Origin of the sequence: uncultured Limimaricola sp., from assembly GCF_964022235.1 — a bacterium.
Lineage (GTDB): Bacteria > Pseudomonadota > Alphaproteobacteria > Rhodobacterales > Rhodobacteraceae > Limimaricola.
This window is the reverse complement of record NZ_CAXHZL010000013.1, coordinates 51,039-76,033: the sequence shown is the minus strand read 5'-3', so window position 1 is coordinate 76,033 and position 24,995 is coordinate 51,039. Positions and strand designations below refer to the sequence as shown.

Below are 24,995 nucleotides of genomic sequence, written 5' to 3'. Positions count from 1 at the left end.
CGGACGTCCGGCTTGTGCCGGTGCGTCCTCGCCTAGAACACATGCGCCATGGAAAGGTTCAATGCAGCTGCAGAAAAACGCGCAGCCTGAACGCCGTATGCGCGCAGAGATCTGCCAGCCCGTCGGCGATGCCTCGCCGATTACCCTGCGGCACTGTCGCGCAGAACGGCAATTACCGCCTCTGGCGGCACATCGGAGGTGACGAAAGCTTGGCCGATACCGCCTGCCAGCACGAAACGCAGCTTGCCCTCCTTCACCTTCTTGTCTTGGCCCATCAGCGCCAGCAGCGCCTCGGCGGCAGGCAGATCGCCGGGGATGTCGCGTAATTCGGCTCGCATGCCCATTGCGGCCAAATGCGCACGCACCCGGCTCGGCTCCTCTTGGGCACAGAGCCCGAGACGTGCCGAAAGATCGAAGGCCAGCGCGCAGCCGATAGCCACCCCTTCGCCATGCTTGAGCCTGTCCGAGTAACCGGTTGCCGCCTCAAGCGCATGGCAGAAGGTATGGCCCAAGTTGAGCAGCGCCCGGTCGCCCTGCTCGGTCTCGTCGCGCATCACGATCTCGGCCTTCATCTCGCAGGAGCGTCGCACAGCCTCGAGCCGGGCATCGCGGTCGCCGTCGCGCAGGCGCGGGCCGTTGACCTCCAGCCATTCGAAGAAGGCCGCGTCGCCCAAAAGGCCGTATTTCACCACCTCGCCATAGCCCGACAGCAGCTCGCGCTCGGGAAGCGTGTCGAGAAGCGCGATGTCGGCGAGGACGAGCACCGGTTGATGAAACGCCCCGGCGAGGTTCTTGCCCTGCGCGGTGTTGATGCCGGTCTTGCCACCGACCGAGCTGTCGACCTGCGCCAGAAGCGAGGTGGGGACCTGTACGAATCGGATGCCGCGCCGGGCGATGGCGGCAGCGAAACCGGCCAGATCCCCGATCACCCCACCGCCAAAGGCCACGACGAGATCGCCGCGCTCGACCCGGTTCTCGATCAGCCATTCGGTCGCACGCGCCAGCCCGTCCCAGGACTTGGTGGCCTCGCCCGCAGGCAGCGCGAGGCTCACCGCTTCGATCCCTTCGACGGCAAGGCCGGCTTCGAGTGCCGCCAGATGCGCCTGCGCCACGGTTTCGTCGGTGAGGATCGCGACGCGGGGACGGGACAGCATAGGGCGCAGGTATTGCCCGGCCTGCGCCACGAGCCCGGCGCCTACATGGATGTCATAGGCTCGCCCCGGCAGGTCGACCCGAACGGTGGCGATCTCATGAGCGGTCATCGATGTCTCTCCAGAATGTCGGGCCGGGCGGCGAGGGTCTCGATCACGCGGCTGGTCGTTCGATCGATCGAATCCCCCGCCTGCGCGACAAGCCGCAGCTCCGCCTGTTCATAGACCGGGCGGCGTTCCTCGAGCAGGCGCGCCAGTGTGCCGCGCGGATCGGCGGTGCGCAGCAGGGGCCGGGTGGATTTGTGGCGGACCCGCTCCCACAGAAGATCGAGATCGGCATCGAGCCAGAGTGCCGCGCCCATCTGCGAGATAAGGGCGCGATTGGCTGGCGCCAGATAGGCTCCGCCCCCGGTCGAGATCACGCGTGGACCCGCATCGAGCAACCGAGACAGGACCTCGCTTTCACGGGCGCGAAAGAACGGCTCGCCATTACGGGCAAAGATCTCGGCGATCGAGCACTTCGCCGCCTCTTCGATGGCCGCGTCGCTGTCGACGAATCCGCAGCCGAGCCGTGCCGCGAGCGCGCGACCGATGGCGGTCTTGCCCGACCCCATCATGCCGACCAGAACCACGGGTCGGCGCAACCTTCCTGCGCGCGGCGCTCCGGCGCTGTCCCGTACCGTCATCTGCGCCTTCCCCGCCTGCATCCGTCCCCTCGTCGCGGCCCGCAGGACGGGCCCGGCAATTTCTCGCCCTGAATGACGTGATATCTGCCGAAAGACCAGTTATGAATCGCTCGAAAGAGGCAGCGCACGGCTGTCCAAAGACCGGGGCAAGGGAACGAGTGAGATGCTGAGACGACTGATCTGGGCGCTGGTGAAGGCCGCGCTTATCCTTGCGGTGCTGGCCGTGTTGGGAGTTCTGGCCTACGCCTACGTGGGGCCGATGCTGTTCCCGGACGATTTTGCGGCTCCTGCCACGGAGGTGGTCAAGCCCGTCACCCTCGAGATCGGTCAGTGACGCGCACCGCACGCCTCTTGCTTGCCACCACCGCGATCGTGGCCCTGGCCCAGGCCGGGGGCGCCCAAGAGGACGTGACCGGCGGAGAACCGCTCTCCGCGATCGACTGGCTATCGCGATCGGTGGCAATCCCCGAGGCGCCCGCCCCCGGCCCCGAGGAGCCGCCCGTGGCCGACAGCGCCTCTTCGCCGCAGGTCTCGGTGCGCCCGCTCGATTCCGCCTCGCCCGATTCGATCGGGTTGGTCGGGCCGCGGGTGTCCGGACTGCCGCGGCATTTGTGGTCAGCCACCGAGCAGGACCGTTTGGTCGCCCTGATCGAGGCGCAGCCGCTCGACACGTTGCCCGCCTTAGAGGCGCTTTCGCAATTGCTCATGGTGGCCGAGGCCGATCCGCCCGCCGACGCGGATGCACGGGGCTCGCTGTTTCTGGCGCGGATCGACCGGCTGCTCGAGATGGGCGCTCTGGATCCGGCAGCCGAACTGCTGCAGGAGGCTGGTCCCGACGATCCCGAGCGGTTCCGCCGCTGGTTCGACATCGCGCTTCTCACGGGGAGCGAGAACGCGGCCTGTCGCGCCATGCGCAACAAGCCCGCCATCGCCCCGACCTGGCCCGCCCGCATCTTCTGTCTCGCGCGCGAAGGCGATTGGCAGGCCGCGGCGCTGACGCTCAATTCCGCCCGCGCGCTGGCCGAGGTGACGGATGGCGAGGACGCGATGCTGTCGCGCTTTCTCGACCCCGATCTCTACGAGGGCGAGCCGCCGCTTGCTCCGCCCGAGCGAGTGACACCGTTGGTCTACCGCCTGCGCGAGGCGGTGGGTGAGGCGATGCCTGCGGCCTCCCTGCCGCGCGCTTTCAGCCATGCCGACCTGCGCCCGACCAAGGCTTGGCGCGCGCAGATCGAGGCGGCGGAGCGGCTCGCCCGCCACGGCGCGATCGAGCCCGCGCGGCTGTTTGGCATCTACACGGCCCGCGTGCCCGCCGCCTCCGGCGGATTGTGGGACCGGGCCGCCGCGATCCAGAAATTCGATACCGCCCTGCGCGCGGGCGATACCGGCGCAGTGGCGAAGACCCTGCCCACCGCATGGGAGGCGATGCAGGATGCACGGCTCCAAGCCGCTTTCGCCCAGTACTATGGCCCCGACCTCGGCGCCCTGACACTATCCAGGACAGCGGCGGAGATCGCCTTCGAGATCGCGATGCTCGGCCCCGACTACGAGGCAGTTGCGCAGCCGCAGGACGCCAAGACCCCGCGCGCCGCCTTGCTGTCGGCGCTGGCGCGTGGCGTACCCGAAGACGCGCGCCCCGACCCAGCCCCCGAAGATCCCATCGCCCTCGCCTTGATCGAGGGATTCTCGGACCGGGAGCCGCCCCCCGGACTGTCGACGATGATCGACGAGGGTCGGCTCGGCGAGACCATACTGACTGCGATCCTGTTGATCGACCAAGGCCGCGCCGGGGACACCGGGGCGCTTGCCGACGGGCTTGCCACGCTGCGGTCCGTCGGAATGGAGGACACGGCGCGCCGCATCGCACTTCAGATGCTGTTGCTGGAACGCCCGTCATGAGCGCCGCGCAGGCTGCCGCGATGCCGATGGGGCATTGGATCTCTGCCTTTCTCGAGGCGCAGGCCGCCGAACTCGACGCCGCGCGCAATACGTTGCTGGCCTATGGGCGCGACCTCAACGACTTCGCGGGCTGGCTGGCGCATCAGGACGCGCACTTCGCGATCGCCACGCAGGACCATGTGGAGCGCTACCTCATCTCCTGCGAGGCCGAGGGGTTGTCGAGCGCCACCCGCGCGCGGCGGCTCTCCTCGATCCGGCAGATCTTTCGCTTTGCCTTCGAGGAGGGCTGGCGCGAGGACAACCCGGCGATCCGGCTCAAGGGGCCGGGCCGGGCGCGTCGCCTGCCCGGCACGCTCTCGCGCGAGGAGGTCGAGGCGCTTCTCGCCGCCGCGCGCACGGACCCGCGCGACCCGCTGCGTGCCACCTGCCTGATGGAACTGCTCTATGCCACCGGCCTGCGGGTGTCCGAACTCGTGACCCTGCCCGTGGCGTCCCTGCGCGGCGATCCCGAGATGCTCTTGGTGCGCGGCAAGGGCGGGCGCGAGCGGATGGTGCCATTGTCGCGGCCCGCGCGCGCCGCCGTCACGGCTTGGCTGGAACGGCGCGATACGTCCGAGGCGGCGGCGGTCGCCACCGGCAAGCCCGCCTCCAGATTCCTGTTCCCAGCGCGCGGACGCGACGGCCACCTGACCCGGCAGAGCTTTTTCGTCCTGATCAAGGAGTTGGCCGCACGAGCCGGCCTTGCCCCCGATCAGGTGACGCCACATGTTCTGCGCCATGCCTTCGCGAGCCATTTGCTCGCTGGCGGGGCCGACCTCAGGGCAATTCAGGCACTTCTGGGCCATGCGGACCTGTCGACCACCGAGATCTATACCCATGTGCAGAGCGAGCGCTTGAGCGCGCTGGTGCACGAGCATCACCCACTGGCCCGGAGCCGCCCGCGCGGCGAGGGTTGATCCCGCCCCGCCTCGGCCCATAACTCTGGAAGAGCCGCAACTTGCGAAGGACTTCATGGAAACCGACCTAGACGCCGCATTCTGGATCACCAGCGCCGCGATTCTCCTGCTGCTGGTGGCCTCGGCCTTCTTCTCGGGCTCCGAGACCGCGCTCACCGCCGCTTCGCGCGGCAAGCTGCGCTCGGCCGCCGATCGCGGCTCCAAGGGGGCCGCGCAGGCCCTGCATGTCACCGAGGACAACGAACGCCTGATCGGCTCGGTGCTGTTGGGCAATAACGTCGTCAACATCCTCGCCACTTCTCTGGCGACCGCCCTGCTCACCCGCGTCTTCGGCGACAGCGGCGTAGCGGCGGCGACGCTGGTGATGACGCTTCTGGTGCTGATCTTTGCCGAGGTGCTGCCCAAGACCTATGCCATCACCAACGCCGAGACGATGGCCAGCCGGGTGGCTCGGCCCATCGGCTGGGTGATCCTGATCTTCGCCCCGGTGGTCTCGGCGGTGCAGGTGCTGGTCCGCGCCCTGCTGCGCCTGTTCGGTGTGCGTACCGACCCCGACCTCAACGTGCTCGCCGTGCGCGAGGAAATCGCAGGCGCGCTGAGCCTCGGCCACGAGGAGGGCGTTGTCGACCGCGAGGACCGCGACCGCATCTTGGGCGCGCTCGATCTGGGCGACCGCACGGTCGAGGAGGTGATGCTTCACCGCTCGAACATCGCGATGATCGACGCGGGCCGCCCCGCGACCGAGATCCTGTCGCTGTGCCTCGAAAGCCCGCACACACGCCTGCCCCTCTACCGCGACGAGCCAGAGAACATTGTCGGCATCCTGCACGCCAAGGATCTGCTGCGCGCGATGCACAAGATGATGGGCGACGGCGCGGTCGAGACGTCAGAACTCGAAAACTTCGACATTATGGACGTCGCGATGACGCCCTATTTCATCCCTGAGACCACAACGCTCGACGATCAGATGCGGCAGTTCCTCAAGCGGCATACGCATTTTGCGCTGGTGGTCGACGAATACGGGGCGCTGCGCGGCCTGATCACGCTCGAGGACATCCTCGAGGAGATCGTGGGCGAGATCTCGGATGAGTTCGACGCCGAGCGCGAAGAGCCGATCGCGATGATGGAGGACGGCGCCTATGTGATCGACGGCTCCATGACGATCCGCGATCTCAACCGACGGCAGGACTGGAACCTGCCGGATGAAGAGGCCAACACCATCGCGGGTCTCGTAATCCACGAAGCGCAGATGATCCCGACGGAGGGGCAGGTCTTCAGCTTCCACGGCTTTCGTTTCGAGGTGATTGGCAAAGAAGAGAACCGGATTTCCACACTTCGCATTCGCCCGCTCGACAGTCTTTGAGGCCGACATTTGGCTCATAAAAAATGGCCGGTCCCCGTCAGGGAACCGGCTAGGTCCTGATAACCATGTCAGGCTGGGTTCAGGCGGCCCCTAGGCGGGGAATCGGGCGCGGCTGACGACGCAGCAGCTTCTTCACCTCCCCCGAGGTGGCAGGCGCGTTGAGCGTATCGCGCTCATGCGACAGGCGCAGCCAAGTGCCGTCGTCCTCAAGATAGGTCGAGGCACAGCGCGCGCGCAAAGGGGTCGAGCAACAGTCCCGCCAAGCAACGATGCTGTAGCTCAGTAGGACAGTATCACCACGTTCCATCATGGTTTGATCCTGGAATTCAACCGCTTCAAACTGGCGTGCCGGGCGTAGGCCCCGCAACGCGGCATCACGATCCTGAAGATCCGCAGGGAACGGAATCACCAGCTCTCCTCCTCCATCAAGATGGCGCTCGTAAAACTCGGCGCCGTCGAGCCAGTGTTTTTTTTCAAGGGTCCAGAGCGCTTCAGCCAGTGGCTCCATTCGGTTCCTCCCATGCATCATTTTCCAAACTCCCGTGTTGCAAACGTTACACGATTGTTTCCGTTCCGTCAGCATTTCTGCCGCTGAGGTTTTGTATAAAATCGTACACACCACCTGAGGGAGAATTTTTCATTGCTGTTCTGGTGGTTGCGTCACACTTAGATGCGGAACGCGGTTTCGGGGCTGTTCGGTGAAGACCTCCGTAACCCTTCGATGGCATGATACAGGTGTCGGGCAAATCGCCCGGCATCCTCCCTGTCAGACTTGCCGCGCCTTCGGGCGCGGTTTTTTTGGGTCTTTTCTATAGGTTTTGGGGGCTTACCGGTTGACGTCCCGTCAGACATCCCCTAGCGTCCGAGGCAATTAGTCGGCCAAGTCCGACAGGGAGAAACTGGAAAGGGGCCGTTTTGCGGCCCCTTTTCCTCATCCGCGAAACCTCGCCGGTCGCCGCGCCTTTCCCGCCTGACAGCCCCTCTGCATCGTGCTAGATCCGCGCCGACACTGAAAAACGGGATCGCCACATGCCGAACCGACTGACACTTCTGGCCAGCGCCGCCCTGCTGGCCCTTTCGACGCCGCTTGCCGCACAGGACACTGCCGCGCCCGAGACGCCCGAGGTCGCGGCCCCTGCCGCAGCCCCCGAGGCGCCCGCGCAGGCCGCCCCCGCAGAGGCACCTGCCGCCCCGGCCGAAGCCGAACCCGCGCAGGCACCGGCGGAAACCCCTGCCCCAGCCGAAACCGCCGAACCTGAGACACCCGCAGCGCCGGCCTCGCCCGATACGGCCGAACGTCCCGGCCAGCCCTATGTGGCCGAGACCCATGGGGACTGGGCGCTGCGCTGCATGCGCGCCGCCGAGGGCGAGACCGACCCGTGTCAGCTTTACCAGCTGCTCGAAGATGCCGATGGCAACGCCGTCGCCGAGGTCAGCCTTCTGCCGCTGGGTGCCGAGGCGCAGGCGGTTGCGGGCGTGACCGTCGTGGTTCCGCTGGAGACCTTGCTGACCGAGGCGCTGTCGCTGTCCATCGACGGTGGCGAAACCGCCCGCTACCCGTTCAGCTTTTGCAATCGTGCGGGCTGCGTGGCCCGCTTCGGCCTGTCGGACCAGCAGCTCGCCGCCTTCAAGCGTGGTCGCGCAGGCAACCTGCGGATCGTCCCCGCCGCCGCCCCCGATCAGGAGGTCGCGCTCACGGTGTCGCTGTCCGGCTTCACCGCAGGCTTCGATGCGGTGGTCGCCTCGACCAAGTAACGTCCCAGCCCGAAACCGATAAGGGCGCGGCCGTCACACGGCCGCGCCCTTATTCGTGGAAAGTCACCCGATTCAGGCCGCGCGCAGCGCCAGAACCGCGTTGAGTCCGCCAAAGGCGAAGGCGTTGGACAACACCGCATCGACCCGCGCCTCGCGCGCCACGTTCGGCACCACGTCGAGCGCGCATTCGGGGTCAGGCTCTTCATAGCCGATGGTCGGTGCGATCACCCCGTCGCGCAGCGCCATGATGCAGGCCAGAAGCTCCACGGCACCGGTGCCGCCGATCAGGTGGCCATGCATTGACTTGGTCGAGGAGATCATCAGCCGGTCCGCCGCCGCCCCGAAGACTTGCGAGACCGAAGCGCATTCGCTCTTGTCATTTGCTGCCGTGCCGGTGCCATGAGCGTTGATATAGCCCACCTGCTCGGGCATCAGGCCAGCATCCCTGAGCGCGACACGCATCGCCCGCTCCGCCCCTTGGGCCGAGGGCATGACGATGTCGGCGGCATCGGCCGTCATGCCAAAGCCCGCGACCTCGGCGAGGATCTCGGCCCCTCGCGCGCGCGCGCGTCCATATTCTTCAAACACAAAAACAGCTGCGCCCTCGCCCTGCACCATGCCGTTGCGATTGGCGCTGAACGGGCGGCAGGCATCCTTGGACATCACGCGCAGCCCCTCCCACGCCTTGATCCCGCCGAAACAGAGCATCGCCTCCGAGCCGCCGGTGAGCATGGCTTGGCACATGCCCGATCGGACCATCTGGAACGCCAGGCCCATCGCATGATTCGAACTTGCGCAGGCGGTGGCGACGGTGAAGCTTGGGCCGCGCAGATTGTACTCCATGCTGACATGGCTTGCGGCGGCGTTGTTCATGAGCTTGGGGACGACGAAGGGATGGACCCGGTTCTTACCCTCCTCATAGACGCTGCGGTAATTCTCGTCCCAAGTGTTCACACCGCCACCTGCGGTGCCGAGCACCACGCCCGACATCTCGCTGTCCGCATCGGAAAAAGTGATGCCCGACTGTGCCATGGCCTGCGCGGCCGCGAGCAGGGCGAACTGGGTGAAGCGATCGTAGAGCGCGATCTGCTGGCGATTGAAATGGGCCTGCTCGTCATAGCCCTTCACCTGCCCGCCGATGCGGATCGACAGGCGCTCGACGTCGCGCAACTCCAGCGGGCCGATGCCGCAGCGCCCCTCGCGCATGGCCTCCAGAGTGGAGGGCACGTCGTGGCCAAGGCTGTTTATCGTCCCTGCGCCGGTTATGACGACACGACGCGGGCCGGTCATGCCGGGGTGCGCTGCTCTAGTACCAACCGTTCGACCGCCGCGATGATCGCGGCGACCGAGGAGATGTCGAAATCGCTCTCCTCGGGCGCATTGGCGTTGAACGGCACCGAGATGTCGAAGGCCTCCTCGATGGCGAAGATGCTCTCGACCAATCCAAGGCTGTCGATCCCGAGATCAGCCGGGCTTTGCTCCGGCGTCACGTCACCCGGTTCGAGCATCGCCTGTTCGGCGATGATGGCGATCACCCTGTCACGCAAATCCATGTGCCCCGCGTCCCCTGCAGCTGCATGTTCACGACCGATCTAATCGCTGCGACGCCGCATTGGAACCACGAATGGCCGTTTTCAGCCCTTGCGGGATGCCGCAAGGTCACGCATCAGCCGCGGCAGCCGGCGCAGCGCCTTGTAGCTCTCGACCTGAGTGTCGATCTTGGTGGCCGGATAGCCCATCATCACCCGCCCCGCCGGCACGTTCGACAGCACGATCGAGCCGCCGGTGAGCACCACATCCGCGCCGATGGTCAGGTTGTCCGATACGCCCACCTTCCCGCCCAGCACCGAGCGATCGCCGATCGTCACCGACCCCGCGAGGCCGACGTGGCCGCACAAGAGGCAGTGGTCGCCGATGACGCAGTTGTGGCCGACCTGCACGAGGTTGTCGATCTTGGAGCCATTGCCGACACGCGTGGGCCGGATCGTGCCTGCATCGACCGTCGCGCAGGCGCCGATCTCGACATCGTCGCCCAGCACCACGGAGCCGAGGCTGTGGATGCGGTGCCATGTCGGGTCGGCCTCGGCCGTGACGGTGCCCTGACCCAGCTCTGCGCGGGCGGTTTCCACATGGCTCGCGTCTTCGGTGACAAAAGAGAACCCGTCGCCGCCGATGACCGCGTTGGGCTGCACGATCAGTCGGTCGCCCGCGACCACATTCCGCCCCAGCCGCGCGCCGGAGTGGATGAGCGCGTCTTGGCCCAACCGCACGCCCGGCCCGATCGAGGCCTGCGCCATGATGCGGCTGCCCGCCCCGATGACGGCACCTGCGCCAATCACGGCCAATGGGCCAACAAACACGCCCTCGCCGATTTCGGCGGAGGCATCGACCACGGCCGAGGCATGAATGCCCGTCTCCGTTTCGGGGGGATCGAGAAGCTGCGTGAGTTTCGACATTGCGAGACGACCACGGGGGGCCACGACGGCGCCCTCAAGCCCCATCGCCTGCCAATCGGCCTCGGGCCAGACCAGAGCGGCCTTCGCGCGACCCTGCCCCAGCGCCTCGGCATAGCGCGGCGACATGGCAAGCGCGAGATCGGTCTCGCACGCCTGCCCCGGCTCCGCGGCACCTGTCACGCGCAGCGTGCCGTCACCCAGAACCTCGGCACCGAGCGCCTTGGCGATCTCGCTCAGAGTATAGTCCATCACGCTTCCCCTTGTGTCGGGCCCTTGTATCGGGGCCGATCTAGCTTGCGGGACGCGAGATCGCCACCCCCTCACGGGCCAGCGCCGCCCAGATCGCCGCATCGCGCCCATAGACGTCCCGGCGAAACTGCAGCCTACCTTCGGCATCGGTAAAAGCGGTGCGGTAGTCGAGATGCACGGGTACCGGCGTCACGAGGTCGACCCGCTGCTCGCGACCCGTGGCCAAGCGCGACTGGAAGAAGCTGACCGGGTCGTCCTCCTGCGCCGAGAGCAGGGCATAGGCGAAGTCGAACGGATCGTTGAGGCGCACACAGCCGTGACTGAAGGCGCGCGCCTCGCGATCGAACAGCGACTTGGCCGGGGTGTCGTGCAGGTAGATGTTGTAGCGGTTAGGAAACAAGAATTTCACCAGACCGAGCGCGTTCGAATTCGACGGGGGCTGGCGCATCGAATAGGGGAAGCTGCGCTCGTCATAGCGCGAGAAGTCGATCGAGCCTCTGTTCACTTCCCGGCCCGAACGATCGGTGATCAGGATCTGGCTCGCGGCATTGCGGTTGCGCTTGAGCTGCGGAAGGTACTCGTTCACCACGATCGAGCGCGGCACGTACCAGCTCGGGTTGATGACCATACGCTCCATGATGTCCGAAAACTCGGGTGTCTGCCGGTCGAGCGCCTCGGCCCCGATCACCGAGCGGGTGCGGAACGTCTCGTGCCCGTCGTCGATGATGGTGGCGCTGAAGTCGGTGAGATTGACGAAAACGTGGCGCGCGCCGCGATCCATGTTGGTCCAGCGTTCGCGCTCCATCGCCACGAGCACGGATTGCAGGCGCTCTTCGGCGGAACGGTTCAGCTCGGCCAGCGTGCCGGGCCCGACCACCCCGTCGACCGCGAGACCGTTGCGGGTCTGGAACTCGCGCACGGCGGCTACCATGGTCTCGTCCATCACCGCCACCGAGGTTGGCGCGAGCAAGCCCATCGCGATAAGCCGGTCTCGCAGTGCGATCACCGCCTCGCCGCTGGCCCCAGCGGAGATCTTGCCGGACGGCACGCGCGCGCCCCAGCCTCCAGCATCAAGGCTGCGCTGCAACTCGGCGCGCGCCCTGAGCAGCCGCCCGTATTCGGGGGCGGTGGGAGCAAGGCTGCGCAGGAAGGCCACCGGCTCGGCCTCGAGAAAGCCCGCGAGGGTTTCGGCCGGATCGCGAAGCGGCACCTCGCGGTGGATCAGCGGCACGACCTTGCCGGGCTCGAGCATCCCGGTCTGCACGTCCCGCGCATAGCGCAGGAAGACCTTGGTCATCTCGACATCCATACGAGCGCGATCCTCGGCGCTCTGCGCCGCGCGAAGCTTCGCGACGAGGGTCTCGGGATCGTAGCGCGATACCGGAAGCCCATGCGCCTGCGCCCCCGTCAGCGCCGAGAGCAGAGCGTTGCGGCGGGCGACGGCAGCCGCATCGCTGCCGGTCCAGATCCCGGCAAAGCCACGAGCCCGGTAACCCTCGGACAGGCCAGACTGTCCCGCAACGGTTTCGGCCACAGCTTGGCGGAAGGGCGACACCTCGGCCAGGGTCTCGGCCTGGGACATGGCCGGGAGCAGCAGCGACAACGCCGTGACTGCGGATCGCAACAGGGGGCTCTGGCGGAGGGCGTGGCTGGGACGGGACATGTGCAGCATGGGACACCGTTGGTCAGAGGGATCCGGCGGGATCGCGTGGCGGTCATAAACGCCGGCGTTCTGCGCGGCCATCGAACGATGTCACCCGGGACGGGGATTGAGCTTGTAACGCGGCATATGGGTCACAAAACCCCGCGCATGAGGGATAATGCGCCGACCGTTGCGCAAGTTCCCGCCGATTTGCAGTTTCTTCACCCTGTTATCCGATAACCGGACTTGGTCGAGTCGTCCGCCCGTGCGATAGAGGGTCTGCATCTGGGGACGGATGGCAAAAACGCCCGTGAAAATGCGGGCCACAGGTAAGCGACGGGACAGGCGCTCACATGATGAATAATCTTCGCTCGGCGGGCATGACTCGCCGCGGTCTCCTTGGCGCGTTCGCCGCCACGGCAGTTACCGCAGCACCGACCTACTCGAATGCGGCAGGCTTTCTCAGGCGCGCCGGCGACGTGCGCCGCCTAAGCATGTACTCGGAACGGACCGGTGAGAAACTCGACACGATCTACTGGATCGAGGGCGAATACATTGCCGAGGCGATCCGCGAGATCAACGTTTTCATGCGCGACTGGCGCAACAACCAGCTGATGGATATCGACACCCGCACCGTCGACATCATGGCGGCCTCGCACCAGCTTCTCGAAGTGAACGAGCCCTACATGCTGCTGTCGGGCTACCGTTCGCCGGCCACCAACGCGATGCTGCGCCGCAACTCTTCGGGCGTCGCCAAGAATTCTCTGCACCTCAAGGGCCAAGCGGCCGACCTGCGTCTCTCGCACCGCTCGGTGGGCCAGATGGCGCGCGCCGCTGCAGCCTGCAAAGCCGGCGGCGTCGGCAAGTATTCCGGCTCCAACTTCGTCCACATGGACTGCGGCCCGGTCCGTAGCTGGGGAAGCTGAGCCGACCAAGAACTGCTGAAACCTGCTGCACAGGTTGAAACGGGCGCCCCATGTTGGGGTGCCTTTTTCGTTGGAGGCAAGGCAAACGCCTAAATGGCAATGATCCTCCTGACCTGACACCCGGTGATGGGTGAAGCCAGCTCGGAGCTGCAGGACGCCCCTCGCGCCACCCCCAAACGAGAAAGGCCGCCCCGAAGGGCGGCCTTTGCGAATATGCCTTGCGGCGAGAGGCTTACGCCTCGTCGTCGAGCGCCTCGACAGCCTTCTGGAGGTCCTCTTTGGAGACCTCTTTCTCATCGACCTTGGCCTGCTCGAAGATGTGGTCGATGACCTTGTCTTCGAAGATCGGGGCTTGGATCTGCTGGCGCATCTGCGGGTTCTGCTGGACGAACTCGAAGAATTGACGCTCCTGACCGCGATACTGACGTGCCTGGTTGAGGATCGCCTGGGTCAGCTCTTGATCGGTGACCTTGATCTCGGCCTTCTGACCGATCTCGGCAAGCAGCAGGCCCAGCTTCACGCGGCGCTCGGCGAGCTTGTTGTGCTCGTCGGTCGGCTTGATCTCACCGTGATCGTGGCCGTGATCCTCGGGGTGATCCTCGTGGTAGAGCTGGTGCGCGATCTGGCTCGCTTCGGCCTCGACGAGGCTCGGCGGCAGGTCGAACGACACCTTCTCATCGAGGATGTCGAGCAGCTTGCGCTTGGCAACCGCGCGCGACGCACCCGAATACTCGGCCTCGAGACGCTCGGCGATCTGCGACTTCAGCGAAGCGAGATCCTCGGCGCCGAACTTTTTGGCCAGCTCGTCGTCGATCTCGGCTTTCTGCGGGGCCTTCACCGCCTTGACCTTGCACTCGAACACGGCGGCTTTGCCGGCGAGGTTCGGGGCCTGATAGTCCTCGGGGAAGTTGACCTCGACGTTCTTCTCGTCGCCGGCCTTCACGCCCTTGAGGCCATCTTCGAAGCCCGGGATGAAGGAGTTGGAGCCGAGCACCAGCGGGTAGTCCTCGGCAGCGCCGCCCTCGAAGGCCTCGCCGTCGATCTTGCCGAGGAAGTCGATGGTGACCTGATCGCCCTCGTCGGCAGCGCCGTCCTTGTCTTCGAAGTTCTGCGCGGTCTCGGCGAGGTTGCCCAGAGCTTCGTCGATCGCGGCGTCATCGGCCACGACCTTCAGGCGCTCGATCGAGATGTCCGAGAAATCGGTCTCGGGGATCTCGGGCAGCTTTTCGTAGGCCACGGTGACCTCGACGTCGTCGCCTTCTTTCCACTCGTCGTTCGCCATCTTCACCTCGGGCTGCATCGCCGGGCGATCGCCGCTCTCTTCGAGGTGGCTCGACAGCGCGCCGTCGATGCTTTCCTGCATGGCTTCGCCAAGCACGCGCGGGCCGAACTGCTTTTTCAGCAGCGACAGCGGCACCTTGCCCTTGCGGAAGCCCTTCATGGCGACCTCGGGCTGGGCTTCGACCAGCTTTTCCTGCACCTTGGCGTCCAGTTCGGCGGCGGGCAGCGTGATGGTGTAGCCGCGCTTGAGGCCGTCGTTGAGGGTCTCGGTGACCTGCATCTGTCGTCCTTTTCTCAATCGTGTTTCTTGGTGCGGGTGAAGGGACTCGAACCCCCACGCCTTGCGGCGCCAGAACCTAAATCTGGTGCGTCTACCAGTTTCGCCACACCCGCATGTCTCTTTGGGGGGCGCGAAACACCCCCCGGAATTCTCGGCGCTGTCTAGCAAAGCCCGAGAGCCTGCGCCACGGGAAAAAATCGGCCTGCCGCAGCGGCGTCAAAGCCCCATGTCGCGCATCAGTCCCGGCAGCAGGTCGGGCAGGTCCTCGGCGATCAACCCCGGGCCGAACCGGCGCGCCGCCTCTACATGCAACCAAGCCGCGTCCCGCCCCGCCTCATACGCCCCCCAGCCCCGCGCCATGAGGCCCAAGGCCAGTCCCGCCAGCACGTCGCCCGCCCCCGCGGTGGCGAGCCATGGTGCCGCGCGCCCATAGACGCCCGCATTGACGCAAACGCGCCCATCGGTGGCGGCGATGACCGTGTCTGGCCCCTTGAGCAACACCGCGCAGCCTGCGCGCGCGGCAGCCTCCCGTGCGGCCTCGATACGCGAATAGGCCGGACCGCGCGTGACGGGGCCGTTCATGCGATCGACGAGGTCGGGGAACAGCCGGGCGAATTCGCCCCCATGCGGGGTGAGTAGACACGTGTCATGGAGCGCCATGCGCAGTGCCTCATCCCCCGCGACGAGCGTCAGCGCATCGGCGTCGAGCACCGTCGCACGCCGCGCCGCAAGCGCTCGGCCAACGAGGTCGCACTCTCGCTCGCGGGTTCCCAAACCGGGCCCGAGCAGCAGCGCGTTCAGCCGCGCATCATCCAAAATCGCATCCAACACCCCGGCGTCGCGCAGCGGGCGCAGCATGATCGCGTCGAGCCGCGCCGCGTTCTCCTGCAATGCGGCGGGCGGGCAGGCCATGGTCACCAGCCCCGCGCCGACCCGTAGCGCCGCGCGCGCCGCCATGCGGGCCGCACCGCCGCGCCCGACCCCGCCCGCCATAACCAAGCCGTGGCCATGGCCGTATTTATGACCCGCCGTCTTGGCAAGACCGGCGGGTTGCCCCGCGAGCGTCACACCGCCCTGCCCGCTGGCCAAGCCAATATCACGAATGTCGAGCGCGCCGCATCGCCCCGGGCCTTCGGCCAGCACATGGCCGCGCTTGGGCGCGTGAAAACTCACCGTCAGATCGGCTTTGATACAGGTCTCGCCGATCACTCGCCCGCTGTCGGAACAAAGCCCGGAGGGCAGATCGATCGCCAACACGCGCTTTGGTCGTACGTCCCGCACTGCCGCCACCTCAGGCCCGAGCGGGCGTGACAACCCCAGACCGAACAGCGCGTCGATCACCAGATCGGCTCGGCGCGCCGACGCCGCCGCCTCGTCCCATCCTTCGATCGTTCCGACCGCAGACCACTTGTCAGCCTGCGCGCCAGCATCCGGGTGCGTTGCGGGGGCCAGCGCGTGCAGGCGCACCGTCCAGCCCCGCGCGCGCAAGAGCCGCGCCACGACATAGCCGTCGCCGCCATTGCCCCCCGGGCCACACAGCACACAGGCCTGCGTGTCAGAGGACAACTCCGGCCAAAACGCCGTCAGCGCGTCGACCACTGCAGCACCGGCGCGCTCCATCAGCACCACCCCCGGTGTGCCCGCCGCGATCGCCCGGGCCTCTGCGTCGCGCATTTCCTCGGCACTCAGAAGCGCCGCCCCATCGAGACTGCCCATGTAAAGGGCGCTCGATTGGGGTTCAGCGGTGCCTGAGTTTTCAAACTGCATCGAATCCACACATTCTGCACAATTTTTAATCATAGCGTCGGAATTTCAGCGTCTGGCCGTCGCCGCTCCGGGGCCGGTGATTGAGGTGGCCGAGCGGGCATGGTTTCACGCCTCAGAACGCGGATGCAAGGGAGTCGCGCGACATGAAGAAGATCGAGGCGATCATCAAGCCGTTCAAGCTCGACGAGGTGAAGGAAGCGCTCCAGGAAGCTGGCGTGCAGGGTCTTTCGGTCGTCGAGGTCAAGGGCTTCGGCCGCCAGAAGGGCCACACCGAACTCTACCGCGGGGCCGAATACGTGGTCGACTTCCTGCCCAAGGTGAAGATCGAGGTGGTGCTGCCCGACGATCAGGTCGAGCGCGCGATCGCGGCGATCGTCGACGCGGCCAAGACCGACAAGATCGGCGATGGGAAGATCTTCGTGTCGCCCGTCGAACAGGCGATCCGCATCCGCACCGGAGAATTCGGCGACGACGCGATCTGATCGCGGCGCGCAAGGGGCCCAAAGCCCCTTTTCACGAACATGAGACAAACAAGGAAAGCATTCAGATGGACAGCTCTACGCTTCTGAAGATGATCAAGGACGAGGAAGTCGAGTACGTCGACATCCGCTTCACCGACCCCAAGGGCAAGCTCCAGCACGTCACCGTGGTCTCCGACCTCGTGGACGAGGACTTCCTCGAGGAAGGCTTCATGTTCGACGGCTCGTCGATCGCTGGCTGGAAGTCGATCGACCAGTCCGACATGAAGCTGATGCCGGCCTTCGACAGCGCCTATCTCGACCCGTTCTACGCCGAGAAGACGCTGTGCATCCATTGCACCGTGGTCGAGCCCGACACCGGCGAGCCCTATGACCGCGACCCGCGCGGCACCGCGCTGAAAGCCGAGGCCTACCTCAAGTCTTCGGGCATCGGCGACACCGCCTACATGGGCCCCGAGGCCGAGTTCTTCATCTTCGACGACGTGCGTTTCGCCGTCACCTCGAACAAGGTCTCCTTCTCGGTCGACGCGATCGACGGCGCCTGGAACACCGACACCGAGTACGAGGTCGGCAACACCGGCCACCGTCCGGGCGTCAAAGGCGGCTACTTCCCGGTCAACCCGATCGACGACGCGCAGGACATGCGTGGCGAGATGCTCTCGACCATGAAGCGCATGGGCATGAAGGTCGACAAGCACCACCACGAGGTGGCGTCGTGCCAGCACGAGCTGGGCCTGATCTTCGGCACGCTGACCAAGCAGGCCGACGAGATCCAGAAGTACAAGTACGTGATCCACAACGTGGCCCAAGCCTACGGCAAGTCGGCGACCTTCATGCCGAAGCCGATCTCGGGCGACAACGGCTCGGGCATGCACGTCAACATGTCGATCTGGAAGGACGGCAAGCCGCTCTTCGCCGGCGACAAGTATGCCGATCTCAGCCAGGAAGCGCTCTACTTCATCGGCGGCATCCTGAAGCACGCCAAGGCGCTCAACGCGATCACCAACCCGACCACCAACAGCTACAAGCGCCTGATCCCGGGCTTCGAAGCCCCGGTGCTGCGCGCCTATTCGGCCCGCAACCGCTCGGGCTGCGTCCGGATCCCGTGGTCCGAGAGCCCGAAGGCCAAGCGCGTCGAAGCCCGTTTCCCCGATCCGGCTGCGAACCCCTACCTCGCCTTCTCGGCGCTGCTGATGGCCGGCCTCGACGGCATCAAGAACAAGATCGATCCGGGCCCGGCCTCGGACAAGGATCTCTACGACCTGCCCCCCGAGGAGCTGGCCGAGATCCCGACCGTCTGCGGCAGCCTGCGCGAAGCGCTCGAAGAGCTGGAGAAGGACCACGAGTTCCTGCTCGCCGGTGACGTGTTCACCCGTGATCAGCTCGAGGGCTACATGGCGCTTCGTTGGGAAGAGGTCTACGCCTACGAGCACACGCCGCACCCGGTCGAGTACAAGCTCTACTACTCCTGCTGATCGCAGAAGCGGCCACGATCTGGTCATGCGGGGCGCCCAAGGGCGCCCCGTTTTCATTGCGTCACCCGGCATTTCTCATGGATCGGGGCACGAGCGCGGGATCGACGAAGTGGCCAAATTGCGGCGCTCGCGGGGCCGATCCCGTCGAGCGACCACGCTTATTCCCTGCTTCGCGCTTAACGGGAACACAATCGTTAACCTAATTGAAAGGACCACTCACCGGCCAACGAGCCGACCCCATTCGGAGACCGGTCAATGTCAGACCCGATCACCAGCACCATCGCACAACTGCTGTTTCGCGGCATCCCTGCGCTCGACTTTCCCAATCTCGTCGATGATTTGTGTACATCGCTCCGGGAAGGTCCTGCCGGCGACTGCGGTCTCCATTGGGATCATGACGACGTCGCGATTTTCGATCTCGACAACGCCCGCATCATCCTTGGCTGGTCGCAGCCCCTGCCCGGTCGCTATGCCGCCTGCCTGACGATCGGCGTCGGCGCGGGCGAGAGCGGCGATTGCCAGATCGGTATCGCCAGCCATCAGGGCACAATCACCCGCCTGCTCGCGGATCGAATCAACGATCGCTACATGTCCGATCGGATGCTGTGGCAGACGAGCACCGAAACCCCCACCGCCGAGATGATCGACGCGATGATCGAGGCGCTGCCGGGCCTTGATCCGACCCGCCTCGGCCCGCACACCAACGCGCGCGAGTTCGATCGGATGTTGGCGCGCTACGACGCAGAAACCGCGGAGCAGGTGTCCGAACTGGCCCCCGAGGTGCCCCAGCGACGCCCCCGGCCCACACGGCCCCAAGTGCCGAGCTACCGCACTGAGCGGCCCAAGCGGCGCGCATCGAACGACGTCGCGAGCGTGGCCAACGACAGCCCCGCGACGGCGCACCCGATGGTCTCGGAGATGCGCGATATCCGCGCCGCCTTGGCAGAAGCCAAGGCCGTGTCGCAGCCTAAAAAAGGCCCCTTGCAGGTTCTGGGCCTGCGCCTATGGCGCGACCGCTCCGGCACCGGGCAGATCGCGCTTCTCGCCACCGGTATCGCGGCCGTGGTCGGAGTGCAGGCACTCCTACCGACCTTCGCCTTCGCGGGCCTGTAAATCACGCGCCGATCCCGCTCGGGATCGGCCCGTCACTGCCGCGGCGTCATCTCGCGACCTTGTGCGACGCGGCCCATCGACCTATGACCCCGGCGAACCCTCCTTGACCGAGAGAGCGCCGATGATCCCCCGCTATTCCCGCCCCGAGATGACCGCCATCTGGGAGCCCGCCACCAAGTTCCGCATCTGGTACGAGATCGAAGCCCATGCCGGCGACGCGATGGCCGATCTCGGCGTGATCCCGCGCGAGAACGCTGACGCGGTCTGGAAGGCCAAGGACGTGGAATTCGATGTCGCCCGCATCGATGAGATCGAGGCCGTCACCAAGCACGACGTCATCGCCTTCCTCACGCATCTCGCCGAGCATGTGGGCGCGGATCAGGCGCGTTTCGTGCATCAGGGCATGACCTCGTCCGACGTGCTCGACACCACCTTCAACGTGCAGCTGACCCGTGCCGCCGATCTTCTGATCGCCGACATGGAGCGGGTGCTGGCCGCCCTCAAGGCGCGTGCCATCGAGCACAAGGACACGGTCCGCATCGGCCGCTCCCACGGCATCCACGCCGAGCCGACGACCATGGGCCTGACCTTCGCGCGCTTTTACGCCGAGATGGACCGCGGTCTGGCCCGTCTGCGCAACGCTCGCGAGGAGATCGCCACGGGCGCGATCTCTGGCGCCGTCGGCACCTATGCCAACGTCGATCCGCGCGTCGAGGAGCATGTCTGCGCGAAGATGGGTCTGCGCCCCGAGACCATCTCCACCCAAGTGATCCCGCGCGACCGTCACGCGATGTTCTTTGCGACCCTCGGCGTCATCGCCTCGTCGATGGAGAACATCGCCACCGAGGTGCGCCACATGCAGCGCACCGAGGTTCTGGAAGCCGAGGAGTTTTTCTCCAAGGGCCAGAAGGGCTCGTCCGCGATGCCGCACAAGCGCAACCCGGTGCTGACCGAGAACCTGACCGGTCTGGCGCGGCTCGTGCGCATGTCGGTGACGCCCGCGCTCGAGAACGTGACGCTCTGGCACGAGCGCGACATCTCGCACAGCTCGGTCGAGCGGGCGATTGGCCCCGACACCACGGTGACGCTCGACTTCGCGTTGAACCGCTTGGCGGGGATGATCGAAAAGCTGGTGATCTACCCGCAGAACATGCTCGACAACATGAACAAGTTCCGCGGTCTGGTGATGAGCCAGCGGGTGCTTCTGGCGCTGACGCAGGCAGGTGTGAGCCGCGAGGACGCCTACCGCCTCGTGCAGCGCAATGCGATGCGGGTCTGGGAACAGGGCGCGGATTTCAAGACCGAGCTTCTGGCGGACGCCGAGGTCACCGCGGCGCTGTCGCCCGCGGAGATCGAAGAGAAGTTCGACCTCGCCTACCACACCAAGCACGTCGACACGATCTTCGCCCGCGTCTTCGGCTGAACATTCAAGGCGGGCCCCAAGCGGGCCCGCCGCCCCCTTCAAATCAACCCGAATCCCGCGGCCAGGGTTGCCGCCTGAGTCGCGGTGTTGGCGCCAAGCTTGGTGCGGGCGTTTTTCAGCCGCTGCTTGATCGCCCCTTCGGTCACACCCAGCGCATGGGCGATCTGCTTGAGCCGGTAGCCGTTCTTGACCATGCGCAGCACCTCGATTTCGGCCTGCGTCAGGTTGCTCGGTGGAGCCGCCTCGGAATGCAGCGCTTCCAGCATCTCCACGACGACCCCGAGTTCGCGGTCGCTGAACTCCCGATCCTCGCGTAGGTAAAGCCCGTAGGAGCGCGCGCCGCTTGAATCAGTGGCCGCGGCGACGGCCCCATAGCGCAGACGCAGGCGCCGCGCCTTCACAAAAACACCCTGCGGGTCCTCCAGCGCGCTCCAGCGCGCCGCGCCTTCGTTGGAATAGGCCCAACGGATCGCCGGATCATCGAGAATTAGTCGCTCAGAGGTATAAATATCGACCCAAGCTTTCGGCAGATGGTTGTATTCTTCGAGCGGGAATGCAAAGCCGACCCGCAGCGCGATATAGTAGCCGACCGGGGCGAGGCGTCCCAGCAGCTCAGTATCGAGAGGAGTCGTCACAAGACGGGTCCTGCTCGGGATGGGTCAATCTGCGATCGTTCACTCATGGCGCCAACTTTGATCTTTGCCCCCCGGACATCGTCCTGACGGGTGCGATTTGCGAACGCTGAGGTGAAACCGCCAGATGACATTGCTTAATGATATCAGTATCGGCCATAGTTTGGCTCATCTCAAGCAGATTGCACCCGGTGGCTTTGCCATCGGACTGCATATTCATTTCGCCGCGCCGAAGTTGATGTTCAACTGCTACCCCCCGGAATGGGTTTCCACCTATGCCAAGCAGGGTTTGCTGCTGCGCGATCCGACGGTGCGCTGGGCAATGACGAACGAGGGTGTGTGCCCTTGGCAGGACATCGATCCGAGCGAGGATCCACTTGGCGTCATGACGCAGGCCGCAGGCTTCGGGCTGCGTCATGGCGTCAGCATCTCGATGGTGGACGGCGCGCGCAGCCTCGGGGGGCTTGCGCATCCCGATCGCCCCTTCGAGGCAGCGGAGATCGCCGAGGCGCGCGCAGAACTGGCGCGGCTGCACGAGCTGACCCGCGATGTCGAAACGCTCGGTCCCGCGATGCGCGCCCGGCTCGGAGAACTGTCGATCGAGGTGGTGACCAGCTAGGGCGGGAACCTGTTGTTTACCCTGTTGCCCTAAGCCTGCCTGCAGCATCGCAGCCCAGGGAGGCCGGGACCCGTGTCAGCACCTCAGCCCATCAACAAGACCGGCATGGAGCCGGTTGCACCCGGCCAGATGAGCCGCCGTCGCAAGGCGGCCATGGTGGTTCAGCTGATGATCGCCGAAGGGCGCAAGCTCGATCTGGCCGCCCTGCCTGAAGAGGTGCAGATCAGCCTGACGCGCGAGCTTGGCGCGCTGCGGCTGGTGGACCGGGCCACGCTCTCGGCCGTGGCTTCCGAATTTGCCGACCGGATCGAGGGGCTCGGCCTCGCCGCACCGGGCGGAATTGACCGAGCGTTGCAGGCGCTCGATGGACGGATCAGCCCGGCCACCGCCGCACGATTGCGCGCCGAAGCCGGACCGCCGCGCGGGGATGACCCCTGGGCGCGGCTCACCGCGCTCTCCTGCCCTGCGCTGGTGCCACTGATGACCTCCGAATCCGCCGAAATCGCCGCCGTGGCCCTGTCGAAGCTGCCGGTTGCCAAGGCGGCGGAGCTCCTGGGGTTGTTGCCGAGCGAGCGGGCACGCCGGATCACGCATGCCATGTCGCAGACCTCCGCCATCGCCCCCGACACGGTCGAGCGGATCGGCGCGGCCTTGGCGGCCGAGCATTGCGTCGAGGTGCCCCAGGCCTTCACCAACCCGGCGCCGGACCGGCTGGGCGAGATTCTCAATTCGAGCGGTAGCGCCACGCGCGATGCCGTGCTGGGCGGCCTCGACGACGACGATCCCGATTTCGCGGCCGACGTGCGGCGGGCCATCTTCACCTTCGCCGACCTCCCCGCTCGCCTTGCCGCGACAGACGCGCCTACGGTCCTGCGTCGGATCGAACAACCGGTGCTGATCACCGCACTTACCGCGGCACAGGCGGAAGGCGGCAGTCTAGACGCCGCGGCCACGCATCTGCTCGACAACATCTCGCAGCGGATGGCCCAAGGGCTGCGCGACGAGATTGCCGAGCGTGGTACCGTGCGACGGCTTGAGGGGGAAACCGCGATGAGCGAGGTCGTGACGGCGGTCCGCGCGGCGGCGGATGCCGGGGAAATTACCCTCGTCACGCCACAGGACGACGAGGAAGGGGTCGCCTGACCCTTGGCTTGGCATCCCTGACGCTCCACCTTATGGCCGGGGCGCGGCTTGGCGGAGAACGGGTTTTGGCAGAGGATAGGACGATGACGGCCCGCGGCCGTGGCACGGCGGACCGGGCGGTCGATCTGGCCTTGCGCGCTGCGATCGGTGTCGCGCGCAGCCTGCCTTACGAAAGGCGGGTGGCGGCGATGGGTGCCTTGACCGCCCGAACTCTCGGCCCGCTTGCGGGCTATCGCCGCAGGGCCTCGGCCAATCTCGGGCTGATCTTTCCCGACATGCCCGCCGCGCGCCGCGCCGCGTTGTCCCGTGCCGTCTGCGACAACCTCGGACGCACCCTGATCGAAAACTACTCGGGCGCGGAGTTCGCGCATGCCCTACCCGACACGCTGCACGAGGACGCCGGGTTGGAGACCATCGCCCACGCGCGCGCCGAGCGCAGACCGGTGATCTTCGTGACGGGTCATTTCGGCAATCACGAGGCGCCGCGCCGGGTGCTGACGGCGATGGGCTACGAGATCGGCGGTCTCTATCGGCCGATGTCCAACGGCTTTGTCAACGATCACTACGCCGCCACCATGCAGGACGTGTCAGGCCCGGTCTTTGCAAAGGGCCGGCGCGGGCTCACGGGGTTTTTGCGGCATCTGAAGTCGGGCGGCATGGCGACGATCCTGTTCGACCTGCACGACCGGAGCGGCGTCGAGATCGACTTTCTCGGACGGCCCGCCCGCACGGCGCTCACGGCGGCCGAACTGGCGCTGCGCTTCGACGCCCCCTTGGTGCCCTATTTCGGCATTCGCCACCCCGACGGCATCGGCTTCGATATCGCCCTCGAAGCTCCGATCCCCCGGGGGTCGCCTGTCGAGATGATGCGCGAAGCGACCCGGCGGCTCGAGGTGCGCATCGAGCGCGATCCGGGGCAGTGGTTCTGGGTGCACAACCGCTGGAAAGCGGCCCGTGCCGCCCGCTAGGGCAGCCGCGCCGCCGCGAGGATCGCACCGGGCCCCTCTTCCTGCACGATCACAGCGCCCGGCAGTTCGCCGTCGAGCGGCGCGGTGATCTCCAGCGCTTCCTCTCCAGTCCAGCGCACCAGCATTTCCCAGGACGTTACGATGTTGGCGTAGACCAACCGCTGGCCCGCGTTCTCGCCGCGTTCGATGGCAACGCTGGCCTCGGGGCGATAACGCACCAGCTGCACCATGACTGGCACCGCCCGCGCATCGCGCCGTTGGGCTCGGATTCGCAGCGTCTCACCCTCGCGTGCGACGGAAAGGGTGATGCGCTCGGGCGCCTCGGCGCGGTCCATCACCGCCTGCATCACCTTCATCGGCTTGGCCCCGACGATCCGCTCGACCCCGCCCACGACGAATTGCGGCGTATAGACCATCCGCTCACCGACTGCGGAAGCATAGCGTTTCTGGCGCTTGGTAAAGCCGGGCTGGGCAAAGCTGTCGGCCCAGCCGATGTAGTCCCAGTAGTCGACGTGCAACCCTAGGGCGATCACATCGTCACGCTGGGCGAGATTGCGCACCATTTCGTCGGCGGGCGGGCAACTCGAGCAGCCCTGCGAGGTGAAAAGCTCGACCACCACGGGGGACTCGGCGAGCGCCGGGCTCAGGGCAAGACAGCCCGCCATGCTCAGTGCCGCCAAATATTCGCGCATTCATGCTCTCCACCGGGATTGTCCCATCGGTCTAAGCTGT

At 66.2% G+C, this 24,995-nt stretch carries 24 protein-coding genes and 1 tRNA gene; 13 read left to right on the top strand and 12 right to left on the bottom strand.

Features of this window, described 5'->3' with window-relative positions; all coding sequences use genetic code 11:
- Window positions 1–140: 140 nt before the first annotated feature.
- Window positions 141–1,262, bottom strand: a complete 1,122-nt coding sequence (aroB, locus tag AADJ02_RS15435) for a 3-dehydroquinate synthase (RefSeq protein WP_341213899.1) — start codon at window positions 1,260–1,262, stop codon at window positions 141–143.
- Window positions 1,259–1,837, bottom strand: coding sequence for a shikimate kinase (locus tag AADJ02_RS15430; RefSeq protein ID WP_341213931.1), 579 nt, complete (start codon window positions 1,835–1,837; stop codon window positions 1,259–1,261). The genes aroB and AADJ02_RS15430 overlap by 4 nt, the downstream gene beginning before the upstream one ends.
- A gap of 163 nt (window positions 1,838–2,000) precedes the next feature.
- Here AADJ02_RS15430 and AADJ02_RS15425 point away from each other — a divergent pair, with 163 nt between their 5' ends.
- The 4 genes from AADJ02_RS15425 to AADJ02_RS15410 are packed head-to-tail and all read left to right on the top strand — an operon-like array spanning window position 2,001 to window position 6,055.
- Window positions 2,001–2,171: a hypothetical protein gene (locus tag AADJ02_RS15425; RefSeq protein WP_341213898.1), complete on the top strand. Its 171-nt coding sequence runs from the start codon at window positions 2,001–2,003 to the stop codon at window positions 2,169–2,171.
- Window positions 2,168–3,736, top strand: a complete 1,569-nt coding sequence (locus tag AADJ02_RS15420; protein WP_341213897.1) for a hypothetical protein — start codon at window positions 2,168–2,170, stop codon at window positions 3,734–3,736. Before AADJ02_RS15425 ends, AADJ02_RS15420 begins: the two co-directional genes overlap by 4 nt.
- A complete protein-coding gene (locus AADJ02_RS15415; protein ID WP_341213896.1) occupies window positions 3,733–4,692 on the top strand; it encodes a site-specific tyrosine recombinase XerD in 960 nt (319 codons plus the stop codon). The genes AADJ02_RS15420 and AADJ02_RS15415 overlap by 4 nt, the downstream gene beginning before the upstream one ends.
- Before the next feature lie 55 nt (window positions 4,693–4,747).
- Window positions 4,748–6,055: an HlyC/CorC family transporter gene (locus AADJ02_RS15410; protein WP_341213895.1), complete on the top strand. Its 1,308-nt coding sequence runs from the start codon at window positions 4,748–4,750 to the stop codon at window positions 6,053–6,055.
- Between the two features lie 79 nt (window positions 6,056–6,134).
- On the opposite strand, the gene AADJ02_RS15405 is transcribed toward AADJ02_RS15410, so the two are convergent.
- Window positions 6,135–6,563, bottom strand: coding sequence for a hypothetical protein (locus AADJ02_RS15405; protein WP_341213894.1), 429 nt, complete (start codon window positions 6,561–6,563; stop codon window positions 6,135–6,137).
- 521 nt (window positions 6,564–7,084) lie between these two features.
- Between AADJ02_RS15405 and AADJ02_RS15400 the strand changes: the two genes are divergently transcribed.
- Window positions 7,085–7,810, top strand: a complete 726-nt coding sequence (locus tag AADJ02_RS15400; RefSeq protein WP_341213893.1) for an invasion associated locus B family protein — start codon at window positions 7,085–7,087, stop codon at window positions 7,808–7,810.
- A gap of 72 nt (window positions 7,811–7,882) precedes the next feature.
- Here the strand turns inward: AADJ02_RS15400 and AADJ02_RS15395 are convergent, their stop codons facing one another.
- The 4 genes from AADJ02_RS15395 to AADJ02_RS15380 form a co-directional block, all read right to left on the bottom strand.
- A complete protein-coding gene (locus AADJ02_RS15395) occupies window positions 7,883–9,100 on the bottom strand; it encodes a beta-ketoacyl-[acyl-carrier-protein] synthase family protein (RefSeq protein WP_341213892.1) in 1,218 nt (405 codons plus the stop codon).
- Window positions 9,097–9,363: an acyl carrier protein gene (locus AADJ02_RS15390; protein WP_341213891.1), complete on the bottom strand. Its 267-nt coding sequence runs from the start codon at window positions 9,361–9,363 to the stop codon at window positions 9,097–9,099. The genes AADJ02_RS15395 and AADJ02_RS15390 overlap by 4 nt, the downstream gene beginning before the upstream one ends.
- Before the next feature lie 81 nt (window positions 9,364–9,444).
- The gene (locus AADJ02_RS15385; RefSeq protein ID WP_341213890.1) at window positions 9,445–10,515 is read right to left on the bottom strand and encodes a UDP-3-O-(3-hydroxymyristoyl)glucosamine N-acyltransferase; all 1,071 of its coding nucleotides are present in this window, start codon (window positions 10,513–10,515) and stop codon (window positions 9,445–9,447) included.
- Window positions 10,516–10,555: 40 nt separating this feature from the next.
- Window positions 10,556–12,097 (bottom strand): L,D-transpeptidase family protein, encoded by a 1,542-nt coding sequence (locus AADJ02_RS15380; protein WP_341213889.1) that lies wholly within the window; start codon window positions 12,095–12,097, stop codon window positions 10,556–10,558.
- Window positions 12,098–12,513: 416 nt separating this feature from the next.
- Between AADJ02_RS15380 and AADJ02_RS15375 the strand changes: the two genes are divergently transcribed.
- Window positions 12,514–13,083 (top strand): DUF882 domain-containing protein, encoded by a 570-nt coding sequence (locus AADJ02_RS15375; RefSeq protein ID WP_341213930.1) that lies wholly within the window; start codon window positions 12,514–12,516, stop codon window positions 13,081–13,083.
- Between the two features lie 232 nt (window positions 13,084–13,315).
- On the opposite strand, the gene tig is transcribed toward AADJ02_RS15375, so the two are convergent.
- The 3 genes from tig to AADJ02_RS15360 form a co-directional block, all read right to left on the bottom strand.
- Window positions 13,316–14,644 (bottom strand): trigger factor, encoded by a 1,329-nt coding sequence (gene tig, locus AADJ02_RS15370; protein ID WP_341213888.1) that lies wholly within the window; start codon window positions 14,642–14,644, stop codon window positions 13,316–13,318.
- Window positions 14,645–14,672: 28 nt separating this feature from the next.
- Window positions 14,673–14,757 (bottom strand) — tRNA-Leu (locus AADJ02_RS15365).
- Between the two features lie 103 nt (window positions 14,758–14,860).
- A complete protein-coding gene (locus tag AADJ02_RS15360; RefSeq protein WP_341213887.1) occupies window positions 14,861–16,411 on the bottom strand; it encodes an NAD(P)H-hydrate dehydratase in 1,551 nt (516 codons plus the stop codon).
- A 143-nt stretch (window positions 16,412–16,554) separates the two neighbouring features.
- On the opposite strand from AADJ02_RS15360, the gene AADJ02_RS15355 reads away from it, so the two are divergent.
- From AADJ02_RS15355 to purB, 4 genes are all read left to right on the top strand, one after another.
- Window positions 16,555–16,893, top strand: a complete 339-nt coding sequence (locus AADJ02_RS15355) for a P-II family nitrogen regulator (protein ID WP_021693083.1) — start codon at window positions 16,555–16,557, stop codon at window positions 16,891–16,893.
- A 65-nt stretch (window positions 16,894–16,958) separates the two neighbouring features.
- A complete protein-coding gene (gene glnA, locus AADJ02_RS15350) occupies window positions 16,959–18,365 on the top strand; it encodes a type I glutamate--ammonia ligase (RefSeq protein WP_341213886.1) in 1,407 nt (468 codons plus the stop codon).
- Window positions 18,366–18,620: 255 nt separating this feature from the next.
- Window positions 18,621–19,478: a hypothetical protein gene (locus AADJ02_RS15345; RefSeq protein ID WP_341213885.1), complete on the top strand. Its 858-nt coding sequence runs from the start codon at window positions 18,621–18,623 to the stop codon at window positions 19,476–19,478.
- A 121-nt stretch (window positions 19,479–19,599) separates the two neighbouring features.
- Window positions 19,600–20,901, top strand: a complete 1,302-nt coding sequence (gene purB, locus AADJ02_RS15340) for an adenylosuccinate lyase (protein WP_341213884.1) — start codon at window positions 19,600–19,602, stop codon at window positions 20,899–20,901.
- A gap of 38 nt (window positions 20,902–20,939) precedes the next feature.
- Here the strand turns inward: purB and AADJ02_RS15335 are convergent, their stop codons facing one another.
- The gene (locus AADJ02_RS15335) at window positions 20,940–21,536 is read right to left on the bottom strand and encodes a LuxR C-terminal-related transcriptional regulator (protein WP_341213883.1); all 597 of its coding nucleotides are present in this window, start codon (window positions 21,534–21,536) and stop codon (window positions 20,940–20,942) included.
- A 160-nt stretch (window positions 21,537–21,696) separates the two neighbouring features.
- Between AADJ02_RS15335 and AADJ02_RS15330 the strand changes: the two genes are divergently transcribed.
- The 3 genes from AADJ02_RS15330 (at window position 21,697) to AADJ02_RS15320 (ending at window position 24,263) form a co-directional block, all read left to right on the top strand.
- Window positions 21,697–22,152: an autoinducer binding domain-containing protein gene (locus AADJ02_RS15330; RefSeq protein WP_341213882.1), complete on the top strand. Its 456-nt coding sequence runs from the start codon at window positions 21,697–21,699 to the stop codon at window positions 22,150–22,152.
- A gap of 72 nt (window positions 22,153–22,224) precedes the next feature.
- Window positions 22,225–23,295 (top strand): FliG C-terminal domain-containing protein, encoded by a 1,071-nt coding sequence (locus tag AADJ02_RS15325; RefSeq protein ID WP_341213881.1) that lies wholly within the window; start codon window positions 22,225–22,227, stop codon window positions 23,293–23,295.
- Between the two features lie 83 nt (window positions 23,296–23,378).
- Window positions 23,379–24,263: a lysophospholipid acyltransferase family protein gene (locus AADJ02_RS15320; RefSeq protein WP_341213880.1), complete on the top strand. Its 885-nt coding sequence runs from the start codon at window positions 23,379–23,381 to the stop codon at window positions 24,261–24,263.
- Here AADJ02_RS15320 and AADJ02_RS15315 read toward each other — a convergent pair.
- Window positions 24,260–24,955 carry a DUF1223 domain-containing protein gene (locus AADJ02_RS15315; RefSeq protein ID WP_341213879.1) on the bottom strand — a complete coding sequence of 232 codons (696 nt, stop codon included), beginning with the start codon at window positions 24,953–24,955 and terminating at the stop codon, window positions 24,260–24,262. The two genes, AADJ02_RS15320 and AADJ02_RS15315, sit on opposite strands and share 4 nt — an antisense overlap.
- Between the last annotated feature and the right edge of the window lie 40 nt (window positions 24,956–24,995).